Genomic DNA, 15,473 nt, shown 5'->3' with positions numbered 1-15,473 from the left:
GCGCTTGCGTCAATGCCACCATGGGCAAAAGGAGATGCCATGCAACCCCACATCCTGATCCTTGGCGCGGGCATCATGGGCGCTGCGCTGGCGCATCGGCTGACCTGCCTTGGTGCGGCCGTCACCTGCCTAGATGCGGGGCTTCCGGCAAGTGGTGCCTCAGGGCGCAGTTTCGGCTGGGTCAATGCCAGCTTCTTTCTGTCAGAGCCGCATTTCCACCTGCGCCATGCCGCGATGCGGGCACATCAGGCGCTGGCGTGGGATCTGGGTCTGGACCCGACGCCGCAATCCTGCATCTGGTATGAAGACAGCGGCGCAGGGTTCGACCGTCAGCATGCCGCGCTTTCCCGGCTGGGCTATCCGCTGCGCCTTCTTGACCGGGCCGGGATCGCCGCCTTGGAACCGCATTTGGCCGACCCGCCCGACCGCGCCCTGCTGTTCCCGACCGAACATGCCGTTGATCTTGTCTCCCTGACCGAGGCGCTTTTGGCCGCCGCCACCGCCCGCGGTGCCACCGTCATCACCGGAACGCGGGCCGAGGCGTTGGTCACCGCGCAGGGCAGGGTGATCGGTATCCGTTCTGGGCAAGACAGACTGTTCGCCGATCATGTGATCCTGGCCACCGGCACGGGCACGCCTGCGTTGTTGGAATCGCTTGGCCTGACCTTGCCGATGCTGCATCGCCCCGGCGCGGTCTTTCGCAGCCAGCCGCTGCCGCGTCTTCTGAGCCATATCCTTGCGACGCCAGAGCAGGAGGTGCGGCAGGATGCGGCGGGGCGGCTGATCGCGCCCGCCGCCGCGGCGCATCAGTCCGACAGTGCCGAGGCGACCGCAGACCCGGCCACGCTTATGGCTGCAACGCTGGCCCGTTTGCGCGGGCTGTTGCCCGGCGCTGATATCCGCGCCGACCGGATCACCTTTGCCCTCCGCCCGGTGCCCGGGGATGGCCTGCCTGCCATCGGCCCGGTCCTGCCGGGCCTGTCGATGGCGGTGATGCATTCCGGTGCAACGCTTGCGCCCCATGTGGCGAACCTGCTGGCGGCCGAGGTGATGGGCGATGGCCCGCAAGCCGCGCTGGAAGACTTTCGCCCGGCGCGGTTCTTTCCCTAGACAAAAGGCGCGCGGATCACCCGCGCGCCTTGGTTTGTCTGGCTCTGGTATGCACGTTCTGCTGCACAGGCGGCTGCACCGCCTGCTGCACGGCCAAATCAGCCTTTCAGGATCGACCGGCCTGCAAATTCGGCGGTTTCACCCAGCATCTCTTCGATGCGGATCAGCTGGTTGTATTTCGCCAGTCGGTCCGACCGCGACAGCGACCCGGTCTTGATCTGCCCGCAATTCGTGGCCACGGCCAGATCGGCGATGGTGAAATCTTCCGTCTCGCCCGACCGGTGCGACATCACGTTGGTGTAGCGCGCGCGATGGGCCATCTCCACCGCTTGCAATGTTTCGGTCAGCGTGCCGATCTGGTTCACCTTCACCAGCATGGAGTTCGCACAACCCCTTGAAATACCTTCGGCAAGTCGCTTTGAGTTGGTGACGAACAGATCGTCGCCGACCAGCTGAATCTTGGATCCCAGCGTATCGGTCAGCAGTTTCCAGCCTTCCCAGTCATCCTCGGAACAGCCGTCCTCGATGCTTATGATCGGGTAATCGGCGGCAAGGCCCGCAAGGAAGGCCACGTTCTCTTCGATTGACAGGGATTTGCCTTCACCCTTCATCTCATAGCGGCCACCCTTGAAGTATTCGGTGGCGGCGCAATCGAGCGCCAGACAGATATCCTCGCCCGGGGTGTAGCCTGCCTTTTCGATGGATTTCAGAATGAAATCAAGCGCGTCACGGGCAGAGTTCAGGTTGGGTGCGAAGCCGCCTTCATCCCCGATGCCGGTGTTATGGCCAGCGTTCTGAAGTTCCTTCTTCAGGGTGTGGAACACCTCTGACCCCATCCGCACGGCATCGCGGATATCATCCGCGCCCACTGGCATGATCATGAATTCCTGAATGTCGATCGGGTTGTCGGCATGCTCGCCGCCATTGATGATGTTCATCATGGGAACTGGCAAGACTCGCGCCGAAGTGCCGCCAACATAACGGAAAAGCGGCTGGCCGGTATGTTCTGCCGCGGCCTTGGCGACAGCCAGCGACACCCCCAGAATGGCGTTTGCACCAAGACGGGATTTGTTCGGAGTGCCGTCCATCTCGATCATTGTGCGGTCGATGCCGACCTGTTCCAGCGCGTCGAAACCGACGATTTCTTCGGCAATCTCGCCGTTTACGGCGGCAACGGCTTCCAGCACGCCCTTGCCTTTGTAGCGGTTCTTGTCGCCATCGCGCCGCTCGACCGCCTCATGCGCGCCGGTGGATGCGCCCGAGGGCACTGCCGCGCGGCCCATGGCGCCGCTTTCCAGATGGACGTCCACCTCGACGGTGGGGTTGCCGCGGCTGTCCAGAATCTCGCGGGCGTGAATGTCGATGATCGTGCTCATGGGCGTAACTGCCTCCCTGGCGTAACGATGGTGCTCTCGCGCCGTGGTTTAAACGCTGCTGCCTTGCAAGGAAAGGGCGCGTTTGCGCGCCCGTTCGCGGGCAAGCGCATAGAGCCCCGACCCGATGATCAGCACGGCCCCGATCAGCGTCAGCGCATCGGGGATTTCGTCAAAGACAAAGGCCCCGATCAGAATGGCGAATAGCAGCCGCGCGTAACGAAAGGGCGACACGACCGATACTTCGCCCGTGCGGCTGGCGGCGACCACGGCCCAATAGCCCGCTGTCCCAAAGACCAACGCGCCGAACAGCACGCCGATTTGCCCGGAATCGGGGATGACCGCGCCCCCCGGCACCATCATCGCCGCACCCAAGAGCGCCACCGACATCAGCCCCCAGCAGGACACTTGCGCAGTGGTGCAGTCCTTTGGTACCGCCCGCGTGGCCAGATCGCGCAAGGCAAGTGCCGCCACGGTGACCAGAACCCAGGTGGCCTCGGGGCGGAAACCGTCCAGCCCCGGGCGGATCACCACCAGCACCCCGGCGAATCCCACCGCGATGGCAGCCCAGCGGCGTCAGCCCACGGTTTCGCCCATGAACAGCGCCGCGCCCAGCGTCACAGCAAGCGGCATGGCTTGCAGCACTGCGGATACGGTCGATAGCGGCACAAGGGCCAGCGCGTGAATATAGGCGTAGGTTCCAGCCATCTCGCCCAGATTGCGCAGGATCACCCAAGGGTGCAGCGCGGCCCGTGTCAGCACCCGCTGCCCGCCCATCCGCGCCATAATGGCAAAGACGGGTGCGCCAAAGGCCCCAGCGACAAAGATGACCATTCCAACAGGAAGGTCTGCCGCCGCCCATTTCAGGAACATGTCCTCGACCGCGAACAGCGCCATGGCCGCAAGCATCAGGATAATGCCGCGCAGATTGGACCGGGCCTGTTCGGCGGTCTGGTCCAAGATCAGGATTTCTTGATGGGAATACCCAGCAGTTCCAGCCGGTGGCCGACAAGCTTGTATCCCAGCCGGGCGGCGATACGCTCTTGCAGTTCTTCGATATCGGGGTCGACGAATTCGATCACATCGCCCGAGTTCACGTCGATCAGATGGTCGTGGTGGTCGCGTTCGGCATCTTCATAGCGGGCGCGTCCATCGCCGAATTCCAGCTTGTCGAGGATGCCGGCCTCTTCGAACAGTTTCACAGTCCGATACACGGTGGCGATAGAGATCTTGGGGTCCACCTTGGCGGCGCGGGCATACAGCTCTTCGACATCGGGGTGATCTTCGGATTCGCCGATGACACGGGCCACGACCCGGCGCTGGTCTGTCATGCGCAGGCCCTTTGCCTCGCAACGGGCGATGATATCCGCCATCTCATGCCTCGTTCCCGTTCCCTTTACCGGGATTTACGTGATCCGGCCAAAGGGGGCCAGTGCTAAAGTTTAGCAAGTTGACTCCGCCCGTTGCTCGCCCACAGGCTGCTGGCAGGCAAGGAAAAGGGTAGGGCGCGATGAACCGGAAAGACAGGCTGGATGCCTTTGGTGGCACGGCCCTGCTGGCTGTGACGCTGCTGCTGGCGTTCAACCAGATCCTTGTGAAATGGGTGAATACGGGGTTGCAGCCGGTGTTCTTTGCGGGGCTACGGTCGGCGCTGGCGGTGGGGTTTGTGGCGCTGTGGCTGATCTGGCGGGGGCGCCCGCCGCAGTTGTCGCGGGCGGATCTGTGGCCGGGGCTGCTGATCGGCACGGTCTTTGCGGCCGAATTCCTGTGCCTGTTTCTGGCGCTGGATCTGACCGCGGTCAGCCGGGCCTCGGTCATCTTCTATTCCATGCCGGTCTGGTTTGCGCTTTTGGCGCATTTCCTGCTGCCGGGGGAAAGGTTGACTGTGGCCCGGCTGGCGGGGCTGGCGTTGGCCTTTGCGGGCACGGCCTGGGCGATCCTGTCGCGCAGTGCGGATACCGAGGGCAGTCTTGCGGGCGATCTGCTGGCGCTGGGTGGGGCGGTGGGTTGGGCAGGCACCGCGATTGTCGCCCGTGCCTCGCGCCTGCGTGCGGCCGGGCCCGAGATGCAACTGTTCTGGATGGTCCTCGTCTCTGCCCCGATCCTGCTGTTGGCGTCCCCGTTCTTCGGGCCGCTGATCCGCGACGTCACGCCACTACATATAGTGGGGTTGATCTTTCAGTCGTCTATCGTTGTGGCGGGGGGATTCATCGGCTGGCTCTGGCTGCTGTCGGTCTATCCGGCGGCGACGGTGGCCAGCTTTTCCTTTCTGACCCCGATCCTTGCCATTTTTCTGGGCTGGATGTTCCTGGGTGAGTCGGTGACTCCGGCGCTTTTATGGGCAGCGGCGTTGGTGGGCGCGGGGATCGTGTTGATCAATCGTCGCACCCCAAAGCCCGCAGAATCGGGCCATCCGCCGCACGAGGGGTGATTGCGCCATTCACAGACGCGTTGAACAGCCCGTGCCAAACCTGCACAACAGCGTGATAATCTTGGGCCGCAGGTTGTGTTGTCCCGGTCTTTTCCCCCGCGTTGCCCACAGGCGGGGGGCTGGCGGTGCCCCTGTTGCAGGAAAATCGTCAAGCGAAAAATCGCCAGTGACCCCCCAAAATTCCCGTTGATCACACCATCACTTTACGACAGTTTGACGAAGAGAGCGGGAAGGCCACAACATCTAGTGGTCAGCAACAATTAGGTTCCAACCCCACAGAAACGGGCAACCACCGTGTTGCCCTGATCCTGTGCCCATAGGGCAGGGGGAGGCGAAGCGTTGTCAACCGCATAGGTTCAACATCGGACGGGGCGCAGGCCCCGCCAGCATTTGGAGACGGGGCAGAGATGAAAATCGAACGCAAATTTACGACCGAAGTGACCGGCGCTTATGGGGCCATGGCTTTTGCCAAGACGACGTCGGAAATCCGCAACCCGGATGGCACGGTCGTATTTCGCAATGATGCCGTAGAGGTTCCCGAAGGCTGGAGCCAGGTCGCATCCGACGTTCTGGCCCAGAAGTATTTCCGCAAGGCAGGCATCCCGGCCCGTCTGAAGCGCGTGAAGGAAAAGGGCGTTCCGGAATTCCTGTGGCGCTCTGTCCCCGACGAGGCCGCTTTGTCCGAACTGCCGGAAGGTGAGCGTTTCACGGGTGAAACCTCGGCCAAGCAGGTGTTTGACCGTTTGGCCGGCGCCTGGGCCTATTGGGGCTGGAAGGGTGGCTATTTCAGCACCGAAGCCGACGCCCGCGCCTATTTTGACGAGATGCGCTTTATGCTGGCCCGCCAGATGGCCGCGCCGAACAGCCCGCAGTGGTTCAACACCGGTCTGCATTGGGCTTATGGCGTCGATGGTCCGGCGCAGGGGCATTTCTATGTAGACTACCAGACCGGGAAGCTGACGAAATCGGACAGCGCCTATGAACACCCCCAGCCCCATGCCTGCTTCATCCAGTCGGTTTCCGATGATCTGGTGAACGACGGCGGGATCATGGACCTGTGGGTGCGGGAAGCGCGCCTGTTCAAATACGGCTCCGGCACCGGCACCAACTTCTCGTCCCTGCGCGGCGAAGGCGAAAAACTGTCGGGCGGCGGCAAGTCCAGCGGCCTGATGGGGTTCCTCAAGATCGGTGACCGCGCGGCGGGCGCCATCAAATCGGGCGGTACCACGCGCCGCGCGGCCAAGATGGTGATCTGTGACATGGATCACCCCGATATCGAGCAGTTTATCAACTGGAAAGTGATCGAAGAGCAGAAGGTCGCCTCGCTGGTGGCAGGCTCCAAGGCGCATGAAGTGAAACTGAACGAGATCTTCACCGCGATCCGCCAGTGGGATGGCTCGGCCGAAGATTCGGTCGATCCGGCCAAGAACCCGGCGCTGAAGGCGGCGATCAAATCGGCTAAAAAGGCGATGATCCCCGACACCTATACCAACCGCATCCTGCAATATGCGCGTCAGGGCTTCACCTCGATCGAATTCCCGACCTATGACACCGATTGGGACTCGGAAGCCTACATCACCGTGTCGGGCCAGAATTCCAACAACTCGGTCCGCGTGACGGATGCCTTCCTGAAAGCGGTCAAGGATGATGCCGATTGGGCGCTGATCCGCCGCACCGATGGCAAGACGGCCAAGACGATCAAGGCGCGCGATCTGTGGGATCAGGTCGGTCACGCAGCATGGGCCTGCGCCGACCCCGGCATCCAGTTCCATGACACCGTCAACGCCTGGCACACCTGCCCGGAAGATGGGCCGATCCGGGGATCGAACCCCTGCTCGGAATACATGTTCCTGGATGACACGGCCTGTAACCTGGCTTCGATGAACCTGCTGACCTTCTACAAGGACGGCCAGTTCGACAGCGCAGCCTATATGCACGCCACACGCCTGTGGACGGTGACGCTGGAAGTGTCGGTGATGATGGCGCAGTTCCCGTCAAAGGAAATTGCGCAGCGGTCCTATGACTTCCGCACGCTCGGCCTTGGTTATGCCAATATCGGCGGTCTGCTGATGAACATGGGTCTGGGCTATGACTCGGTGAAGGGCCGCGCCCTGTGCGGGGCGCTGACCGCGCTGATGACCGGGATTTCCTATGCCACCTCGGCCGAGATGGCGGCTGAACTGGGGGCTTTCCCCGGCTACAAGCGCAACGCCGACCACATGCTGCGCGTGATCCGCAATCACCGCCTCGCCGCCCATGGCGCGACCACGGGATATGAGGCGGTGAACGTCAATCCGGTAGCGCTGGACAGCGCGAACTGCCCCGACCAAACCCTTGTCGCCCTTGCGAAATCCGCTTGGGATGAGGCGCTGGCGCTGGGTGAGGCGCATGGCTATCGCAACGCCCAGACCACGGTGATCGCCCCCACGGGCACCATCGGCCTGGTGATGGATTGCGACACGACCGGGATCGAGCCGGACTTCGCGCTGGTGAAGTTCAAGAAGCTGGCCGGTGGTGGCTATTTCAAGATCATCAACCAGTCGGTTCCCGCCGCGCTGGAGATGCTGGGCTATCCGTCGTCGCAGGTGGCCGAGATTGTGGCCCATGCAGTGGGTCACGGGTCGCTTGGCAACTGCCCCGGCATCAACCACACCGCGCTGATCGGGCATGGGTTCGGCCCGCGCGAGCTGGAAAAGATCGACGCAGCGCTGCCTTCGGCTTTCGACATCCGCTTCGTGTTCAACCAGTGGACGCTGGGGGAAGAGTTCTGCAAGGGCACGCTGGGCATCCCGGTAGAAAAGCTGGCCGATCCGACCTTTGATCTGCTGCGTCACCTCGGCTTCACCAAGGCCCAGATCGACGCCGCGAATGATCATGTCTGCGGAACGATGACGCTGGAGAACGCGCCTTTCCTGAAGCCCGAACACTATTCGGTCTTCGATTGCGCCAACCCCTGCGGCAAGACGGGCAAGCGGTACCTGTCGGTGGAATCGCATATCCACATGATGGCGGCGGCGCAGTCCTTCATCTCGGGCGCGATTTCCAAGACGATCAACATGCCGAACTCGGCTTCGATCGAAGAAACGCTGGCGGCCTATGAACTGTCCTGGTCGCTGGGGATCAAGGCGAACGCGCTCTATCGCGATGGATCGAAACTGTCGCAGCCGCTGGCATCCGCGCTGGTCGAGGATGACGAAGAGGCCGAGGAAATCCTCGCCTCGGGTTCGGCACAGGAAAAGGCCGCCGTGCTGGCTGAAAAGATCGTGGAGCGGATCATCTACAAGGAAGTGATCCGCACCAACCGCGAAAAGCTGCCGGAACGCCGCAAGGGCTATACCCAGAAGGCCATCGTCGGCGGTCACAAGGTCTATCTGCGGACTGGCGAATACGGCGACGGGCGTCTTGGCGAGATCTTCATCGACATGCACAAGGAAGGCGCTGGCTTCCGGGCAATGATGAACAACTTCGCCATCGCGGTGTCGGTGGGTCTGCAATACGGCGTTCCACTGGAAGAGTTTGTTGAGGCCTTCACCTTTACCCGTTTTGAACCGGCGGGCATGGTGCAGGGCAACGACTCGATCAAGAACGCGACGTCGATCCTTGACTACATCTTCCGCGAACTGGCGGTGAGCTATCTGGACCGCACCGATCTGGCCCATGTCAAACCGCAAGGCCATGCCTTTGATGACCTTGGCCGGGGCGAGGATGAGGGCAAGCGCAACTTCGGCGAAGTGAGCGAGTCGGCCGCGTCGAAATCGGTGGAACTGCTGCGCTCCATCTCTTCGACCGGCTATCTGCGCAAGCGCCTGCCGCAAGAGCTTGTGGTGTTCCAGGGCGGGATGGGGGCGACTGCTTTCGCCACCGGCACCGACCCGGTCGCCGCGCTGAACACGCTGGTGCCGGAAACAACGCTGACCATGTCTGCCACGGCAATTTCCACCGGCACGGTCAGCATGGACGCCCGGACCAAGGCCAAGATGCAGGGCTATGAAGGCGATCCCTGCGGCGAGTGCGGCAACTACACGCTGGTGCGCAACGGCACCTGCATGAAGTGCAACACCTGCGGCGGCACGAGCGGGTGCAGCTGATCTGACCGAACGTCAACCCGGAAAAGAAAACGGCCCCCGCTGCGAGGCGGGGGCCGTTTCCCATTCAGCGCTTTGGGCAGGCGCGGCTTACGCCCGCTTGATCAGCCGGATCACGAAAAGCAGGATCACCGCCCCGATGGTGGAATGGATGATGGCGGGGAACACGCCGCCGCCAAGGCCAAAGCCGATCTGCGGCAGCACGAAGCTGGCCACCACGGCCCCCAGAATGCCGATCACGATATTGCCGAGCAGGCCGTAACCTCCGCCCGCGACCAGCTTGCCCGCAAGCCAACCCGCAACAGCACCTACAAACAACATCACCAAAAGGCTTTCGATACCCATCGCCGTCCCCGTTTCAAAAATGAAAACATATCCGTAGGAAAAAGCTATCAGGCCGACCGCCCGGGGGCAACGCGGGGCAGAGGGGGCAACTGTGCGCGTCTTGGGCAGTGTTTGCTGTGGCCATCGACGCGAATCTAAATCCCGGCGAGGGGCCGAATCCAGACGCTGCGGTTTTGATGTGACAGTTCCCGCGAAAGGCGAGTTCAGACCTGTTAACTTCGCCTTGCTGCGCTAACTATCTGACCAATTGATAAAAAACGCATAAGGCAATCCCCCGAATGGCCGACGACTTGAGCATGGACCCGGCAGCTATGCCCCGTCTTCTGGATGATCTTGCCCGGTCGGAAGATGCATTCGTCGCCCTGCAAACCAGCGAACGGCAATTCCGTGCCTCGATGGAGCACTCGCCCATCGGGATGGCGCTGACCCGGATCGATGGCAGCTGGATCGATGTGAACCCGGCGCTTTGCAACTTTCTGGGCTATTCCAAGCAGGAACTGATGGAGGCGGGCTTCAAGCGGGTGACCCATGCGGATGACCGCGACGCCACGATCCGGATGGCGCGGAACATGGTCGCCACACATCAAAAAAGCGTCACGCTGGAAAAGCGGTATATCCACGCCGATGGGTCCATTCTGACCGGACTGCTCAGCCTGACGGTGGTGCGCGATCCGGATGACCGGCCGATGATGTATATCTCGCAGATCGTGGATGTGACGGCGGCCCGCAGGCTCGACCATCTGAAAAGCGAATTCATCACCACGGTGAACCACGAATTGCGCACACCGCTGACGGGGATCATGGGTGCCTTGGCGTTGTTGGAGCAGTTTTCGCGGGCCGGAATGGCCGAGCGGGACCAGCAGCTGATTGCCGTTGCGTCAAAGAACGCGGCGCGGCTGAAATCGCTGCTGGATGACATTCTGGAAATGGACTCCATGCGCGCCGGGACGGATACCCTCGCCGTGCAACAGGTGGACGCCAAGGACATCCTGCATACGGTGCTGACGGCGGTTCAGGCCAAGGCGGCGGCGGCCTCGATCCGGTTGCAGGCCGATCTTGGCACCGGCGCGCTGTCCATCGCGACGGACCCTGAAAAGCTGGGCCGTGTTCTGCGCATCCTGATTTCCAATGCGATCAAGTATTCAGACCCTGACGGTTTGGTTCAGATCGAGGCGGGGCCCGTGAACGGTAAGCTGCGGATTACGGTCACAAATCAGGGCCGCCCCATCCCCGAGGCCATGCGCCCCTTTCTGTTTCAACCCTTTGTGCAGGGGGAATCCACCGATGTCCGCCGCAAGCAAGGCAGCGGCCTTGGCCTGTCTATCGCCAAACATCTTGTGGAAACCCTTGGTGGCGTGATCGATTTCAGCAGCACTGAGGCCGCCACCCGGTTCTGGGTGGACCTCTGCCCCTGAAAGCCACCCCCGCGCCTAGAGTCTTATCGGACGGATCAACGGCACCTTGCCGAGGCGAAGGTTGGTGCGCATCCATCTCGGCACTGGACGTGGGGGCGGGGGAAAGGCAGGGTGCGCGCGTTAACAAAAGCAAACATCGGGTTTCGTTGCATGGTCGGCAGACTGGTCATTTCCCTGGATTTCGAGCTTCTCTGGGGCGTGCGTGACACCGAGGATCGCCAGAGCTATGGCCAGAACATTCTGGGTGCACGCGAGGCGATTCCTCGGATGCTGGACTTGTTCGCTGCGGGCGGCATCCGCGCAACATGGGCCACCGTGGGCTTTTTGTTCTGCGAAACGAAAGAAGAATTGCTGGCCAGCCTGCCCGACGAACGCCCGGCCTATCGCGACCCGCGCCTGTCAAACTATGCCTATCTTGATGAGGTGGGCCCGGACGAACGGCGTGATCCCTATTCCTTTGCCGCCTCGCTCGTTGACCGGATCAGCCAGACACCGGGGCAAGAGATCGGGACGCATACGCTGTCGCATTACTATTGCCTTGAAGACGGGCAAACGGCCGATGCCCTGCTCGCTGACCTGACCGCAGCTTTCACGCTGGCGCGGCGGCGGGGCGTGACGCTAAAATCCATCGTCTTTCCGCGCAATCAGTATTCCGATGAAAGCCTGGCGGTGTGCAAGGCGCTTGGCCTGACGCATTTTCGGGGCAATGCACCGGGTTGGGCCTATCGCGCCTTGCCCGGCGCGGGGCAAACGCGGCCCAGACGGGCGTTGCGATTGCTGGATGCCTATTCCGGCGCGCTTGGATCGCAAGTCTTTGATCCGGCGGTACGGAAAGGCCTTGTCGATGTGCCTGCCAGCCGGTTCCTGCGCCCCTGCGCGGGCAAGCTGGCACCCTTGCACCCGCTTCACATCACCACGATCAAGCGGGGCATGACGGCGGCGGCAAGGCAGGGCAAGGGGTATCATTTGTGGTGGCACCCGCATAACTTTGGCCGCGAGATCGAGGCCAATTTGCAGGGTCTGTCGGATATTCTTGCGCATTTTCGGGATCTTCGCAGCCGGTTCGGCATGATGTCCTGCGCTATGGAAGACATCAGATGACAGACATTGCGATTTCCATAGAAGGGCTGGGCGAGGATATCCTCGCGGCCTATGCCGCCTCTGGCATGGATCGGGGCAAGGCGGGGCGGGCCGCGATTGACTGGGCCTTTCAGGCCAATCCCCGGCCTTTTGCCGTGGCGCGCCGGAATGGCGAGGTGGTCGGTCTTTCCGCCTATATCCGGTCGCGGCTGAACCTGTCGGGGCATCCGGCCACAGCGATGCAAGCCGTGGATTCCTTTGTGCTGGAACAGGCGCGGGGGCAGGGCGTGTTCACCCGTCTGGCGCAAGCCTATGACCGGTTCGCCCGGGATGAGGGGGCTGATCTGGTTTGGGGGTTTCCCAACAGCAACGCGGCCCCGGCATGGTTCGGCAAGATGGGCTGGGCGCCCCTTGGGCAGGTGCCGTTTCTAATCAAGCCACTTCGGGCTGGATTTCTGCTGCGCAAGTTTCGCCTGCCTTTTGACTTTCCGCTTTCCTTCACGGCGGATCAGCACCTGACGCCGATCACTGGTTTTGGTGATTGGGCTGATGCGCTCTGGTCCGGCCTTGCACCCGAAACGGGTTGCGCGGTCAGCCGGGACCGCGCGTTTCTAAACCAACGCCTTTTCACCGGGCCCGCGGCTGGGGGCTATCGGGTTGTTGCGTCAGAAGTGGATCGCGGCGCCTTTGTCGCCACGACCGAGGCGACAAAGCATGGCGGGCGCATCGGCTACCTGCTCGAGGCGATGGGACAGCGCGATCTGGATGGGCTTTTGGCCTCGGAACTGGGGCGGCTGCGGGATCGGGGGACAGAGCTTGTTCTGGCCTGGTCCTACCCGTGGTCACCGAACTACCGCACCCTGCGCAAGGCGGGCTTTGTGCCGCTGCCCGAACGTCTGCGACCGATCGATATCTGGTTCGGCGCACGCCCCCTGACCGCGGTGGCGGCCCCGGCCGCCGATGCGCGGCGTTGGTATCTAAGCTATCTCGACAGCGACACCGTCTAGATCACGCAGAATGGCGGCTGTCTTGGCCGTCTCTATTTCGGCAGCGCGGGGATCGCGTGATCAGGCGATCCCCTAGGTTTGTTCCTTCCAGACTTTCCTGACTTCGAAGAAGCGCCGCTCCAGATAGGAATAGATCTGCATGCCCATGATGCCGGCGACGATAGACACGGTCAGCGCCAGCCACGGCCTGTTTTCGCCGAAAATCTTGATGATCAATTCGATGATCACCTCGTGACCAAGATAGATGAACATCGACGCCGCCGCGATATTCGCGATCAGCATCTTTGCTTGCGCGGGCACGCGGATGGACCGCACAAAGATCACCAGCACACAGCCCCCGCCTACGTAGAATGCCGCCGAGGTGAGCTGCCATTCGATCAGCACGGCGATCAGCGCGACCGTCAGCGCCAGCAGGCGCGACGGAAGGTCCTTGGCATTGGCCATCACCATGCCGATCACGAAGGCCCAGGCGTAATGCCACGGCGTGCGGTGATAGTTGTAGTCGGTGTTCCAGAAGGATTCGATGCTGCGATCAAGCGCCACGACCGAAATCAGCAAGACAAGCGCGCTGACCATCGGACGGTCGCGGAATGACGCGCGCACGCGTGGAACTGAAAACAGCAACGCGGTCAGCAAGAGCAACTGGATGTAGAACTCCGCGAAATAGAAAAGGAAACCTTCCATATTTTTCGGGTCTACAAAGTTGGAAATCAGCAGCAGCTGAAGCGGGTCAAAGGGCTGCGTGACGATCTCCAGCACGGCAATGACCAGAATGGTGGGAATGGCCACGGACCGCACCGTCCCTAGCAAGGTGCGCACGCTGCCAGTCCGGATGATTTCGGGCAGTTGAAACCGCGCAACCGAATAGCCCGCCAACATGATCAGGAAATAGGCGGCGCCCCAGTTTGAACTGTAGATGAACGCATTGCTATGCAGCCCAAGGATACACAGAATGAAAAAGGACCGCGTCAAGGTCACGGTTTCCAGCGGCAGCCATGAAGACTTCGCCGATCCGGAAACACGGTTCTGCAGGTCGGCAGTGGTCAGCGTTTCCCATTTTTCCGGCAATGCGCCGAAGCGCTTTTCGAAAGCCATCGAAAACTTGATGTAATGCAGCGAGTCGCCGCCGAGGGTTTCAAACGTGTCCGTGTCACCGATGCTTTGCCCAGGAAATTCATGTTCGAACAGGGATCGCACATCGGTGATGGCCCCAGTCTTGGCGCGCGTCTGGGCGGACTTGTCTTTTTCCGCCGTGAAACGATCGGCGAGCACGCGCCGCTGCGCCTTGCCCGTTCCGGTGCGCGGGATAGCGTCCACTGCCATCACCTGCAATGCGCCACCCGCCGCAACGCCCATGTCACGCAAGGCGCTGTCGGCCAGACGCCGCACGTGATCGGTGTCCTTGGCATCGCCTTCGATCGCGACCAGAACGCCATCGCCCCGGTCTGCATCGGGTATCCGGGCCACGCAGATCTGCGCGCCCGGTGCAAGGCGCGCGCGCAGCACGGCCTCCAACTGATCCGGAACGATCTTCACACCACCGCAGTTGATCAGGTCATCCGCGCGGCCATCGAAATAAAGATAGCCGTCAGACAGATGCCCAAGGTCGTTAGTCTGAAGCCAACCCTCGGCATTAAGTAGGGTGTGCAGGCCTTCGGCATCAATCCGCGATTGGGCAACATGGGGGCCGCGAATGCGAATGCGCCCTTCATTGTCGACGGCCACTTCGGTGTTCCCGATGGGGCGACCGACCGAGTCGAGCTGGTCATCCGAAACGTCTGATAGCGCAAGAAAGGTGCTGCGCGAGGCTTCGGTCAGACCGTAATGCTGTACAATCCGCGCCTTGGGGAACATGGCCCGGATGGCCCGCTTCTCATCGGCGGTCATTTGCTGTGACCCGATTTCCATCCAGCGCAACTGGCTGCCCGCATCGCCCATCAACTCGGGTGAAGCCAGCAGGATACGCAGGAGGGTGGGCACAGCAGACAGCGCATTGACCTGACCCGCCGCCAGCATCCGGGCCAGTTCGGCCGGATCAAAGCCGCGCGGCGGCATATAGGCCTGACCGCCCACCGCGCTGATGGCGCGATAGCGGGCGAGGCCAAAGCTGTAAGTGGCCGGAACACCAACATATTCGCGGATCTCGTCGGTCATCTGCATCGCGTCGATGATCCGCCGGGTCGCATCGGCAAGGTTCGCATGCGTCAGCACGATGCCCTTGGGCTGCCCCTCGGTGCCCGACGTATAGCTGATCTGGGCAATCTGATCGGTGTCAACAATGGGATGCCGTGCGGTGAACCAGCCTGTCCGTTCGACCGGCACAATGCAGCGGTCGACCGTGATGCCCGGCAAGTTTCCCGCCTGCGCCTCATCCGACAGCATGACCAGTGGGACATGCGCGTCGTAAAGCGCGAAGACCTGTTCAACGAAATCCAGCGAGTTGGTCCGAACCACTCCGGTCGCTGTGAGTGCCATCGTCTGCATGTTCACTTCCGTGACAGTCATCCCCAAAACGGGACGATCCCGTATTGGTAAATGCTTGTTAACGCCCCAGTTCAAGCCCTGAACTGTGGCGGGCATATGGCTAACTGCGCGCAGAATTTGACAATTCACGCCAAAACCGGGGG

The 15,473-nt window shown here is 61.9% G+C and carries 12 protein-coding genes; 6 read left to right on the top strand and 6 right to left on the bottom strand.

Annotation, left to right across the window (positions count from 1 at the left end):
• The first annotated feature begins 39 nt into the window (after positions 1–39).
• A complete protein-coding gene (locus tag RSE12_13010) occupies positions 40–1,110 on the top strand; it encodes an FAD-binding oxidoreductase (GenBank protein ID WRH61301.1) in 1,071 nt (356 codons plus the stop codon).
• A 98-nt stretch (positions 1,111–1,208) separates the two neighbouring features.
• Here the strand turns inward: RSE12_13010 and eno are convergent, their stop codons facing one another.
• From eno to RSE12_12990, 4 genes are read right to left on the bottom strand one after another with little or no spacing between them, the layout of a single operon-like run.
• A complete protein-coding gene (gene eno, locus RSE12_13005; protein ID WRH61300.1) occupies positions 1,209–2,486 on the bottom strand; it encodes a phosphopyruvate hydratase in 1,278 nt (425 codons plus the stop codon).
• A 48-nt stretch (positions 2,487–2,534) separates the two neighbouring features.
• Positions 2,535–3,038 carry a DMT family transporter gene (locus tag RSE12_13000; GenBank protein WRH61299.1) on the bottom strand — a complete coding sequence of 168 codons (504 nt, stop codon included), beginning with the start codon at positions 3,036–3,038 and terminating at the stop codon, positions 2,535–2,537.
• A 21-nt stretch (positions 3,039–3,059) separates the two neighbouring features.
• Positions 3,060–3,443 carry an EamA family transporter gene (locus tag RSE12_12995; GenBank protein ID WRH61298.1) on the bottom strand — a complete coding sequence of 128 codons (384 nt, stop codon included), beginning with the start codon at positions 3,441–3,443 and terminating at the stop codon, positions 3,060–3,062.
• 2 nt (positions 3,444–3,445) lie between these two features.
• Positions 3,446–3,856, bottom strand: coding sequence for a Fur family transcriptional regulator (locus tag RSE12_12990; protein WRH61297.1), 411 nt, complete (start codon positions 3,854–3,856; stop codon positions 3,446–3,448).
• 137 nt (positions 3,857–3,993) lie between these two features.
• On the opposite strand from RSE12_12990, the gene RSE12_12985 reads away from it, so the two are divergent.
• Together RSE12_12985 and RSE12_12980 are read left to right on the top strand one after the other, a co-directional pair.
• The gene (locus RSE12_12985) at positions 3,994–4,914 is read left to right on the top strand and encodes a DMT family transporter (protein WRH61296.1); all 921 of its coding nucleotides are present in this window, start codon (positions 3,994–3,996) and stop codon (positions 4,912–4,914) included.
• Positions 4,915–5,321: 407 nt separating this feature from the next.
• Positions 5,322–9,002, top strand: a complete 3,681-nt coding sequence (locus RSE12_12980) for a vitamin B12-dependent ribonucleotide reductase (GenBank protein WRH61295.1) — start codon at positions 5,322–5,324, stop codon at positions 9,000–9,002.
• Between the two features lie 87 nt (positions 9,003–9,089).
• Here the strand turns inward: RSE12_12980 and RSE12_12975 are convergent, their stop codons facing one another.
• Positions 9,090–9,344, bottom strand: a complete 255-nt coding sequence (locus tag RSE12_12975) for a GlsB/YeaQ/YmgE family stress response membrane protein (protein WRH61294.1) — start codon at positions 9,342–9,344, stop codon at positions 9,090–9,092.
• Positions 9,345–9,622: 278 nt separating this feature from the next.
• On the opposite strand from RSE12_12975, the gene RSE12_12970 reads away from it, so the two are divergent.
• The 3 genes from RSE12_12970 (at position 9,623) to RSE12_12960 (ending at position 12,846) form a co-directional block, all read left to right on the top strand.
• A complete protein-coding gene (locus RSE12_12970) occupies positions 9,623–10,759 on the top strand; it encodes a PAS domain S-box protein (protein WRH61293.1) in 1,137 nt (378 codons plus the stop codon).
• A 150-nt stretch (positions 10,760–10,909) separates the two neighbouring features.
• Positions 10,910–11,860, top strand: coding sequence for a polysaccharide deacetylase family protein (locus RSE12_12965; GenBank protein ID WRH61292.1), 951 nt, complete (start codon positions 10,910–10,912; stop codon positions 11,858–11,860).
• Positions 11,857–12,846 (top strand): GNAT family N-acetyltransferase, encoded by a 990-nt coding sequence (locus RSE12_12960; GenBank protein ID WRH61291.1) that lies wholly within the window; start codon positions 11,857–11,859, stop codon positions 12,844–12,846. Before RSE12_12965 ends, RSE12_12960 begins: the two co-directional genes overlap by 4 nt.
• A 72-nt stretch (positions 12,847–12,918) precedes the next feature.
• On the opposite strand, the gene RSE12_12955 is transcribed toward RSE12_12960, so the two are convergent.
• Entirely contained in the window at positions 12,919–15,459 is a 2,541-nt protein-coding gene (locus RSE12_12955; protein WRH61290.1) for a class I adenylate-forming enzyme family protein, read from the bottom strand.
• Positions 15,460–15,473: the final 14 nt, after the last annotated feature.

Origin of the sequence: Fuscovulum sp. (genome assembly GCA_035192965.1) — a bacterium.
Taxonomy (GTDB): domain Bacteria; phylum Pseudomonadota; class Alphaproteobacteria; order Rhodobacterales; family Rhodobacteraceae; genus Paragemmobacter.
This window is presented reverse-complemented; position numbering and strand designations above follow the sequence as displayed.